The following is a 575-nucleotide window of genomic DNA, read 5'->3' as shown; positions in this document are numbered from 1 at the left end:
GTTATCCCCCATAAACAGGATGGACGTTGGTAGCGCCACAAGCGGGAAGTAGAAAATGATCACCGAGCTGTCTTCGGTTTGGCTGAGCTTTCTTACAATGACATAAGCGATAGAGCTACCAAAAGCACCTAAAATAGCAATCATCACACTGAACATCGGAAGTGTTTGTGCAGATTCTACGCCGGTTTCTGGCCGAACCATGACGTAGACGCCGAGCAAACATAGCGCAATACAAATGAAGGTTGTGGGCTGAATTCGCTCTTTCAAAAAAATGACAGCGAGCAGCGCCGTAAATACCGGATGAATGTATTGGAAGATGGTTGCTTCTGCCAAAGGTAACGTGGTCACCGAATAGTAAACACACATCAGCGCGAAGGTGCCCACCGCACCACGCGCTAAGAGTAGTGGTTTGTTGTTGCCCCAAACAGAGATTCGTTTTCGTTTCACATCTAAATAACTGATCACTAAAGAAACGAGAGCTCTTGCTGCAACGATTTCAAAGACAGGGATACCATGAAGACTGACATGCTTTACCGTGGCCGACATTAGCGCGAACCCGAAAGCGGAGAGCACCA

1 protein-coding gene is annotated in these 575 nt (G+C 47.5%); it reads right to left on the bottom strand.

Annotated elements, in window-relative coordinates:
• Positions 1-573: DMT family transporter (locus R7044_RS26945; protein ID WP_225456196.1), on the bottom strand; the 573-nt coding region annotated here is incomplete at its 3' end.
• Between the last annotated feature and the right edge of the window lie 2 nt (positions 574-575).

The organism is Vibrio sp. 1402, assembly GCF_033340275.1.
The sequence above is the reverse complement of the archived record's forward strand: the minus strand, read 5'-3'. Positions and strand labels throughout refer to the sequence as shown.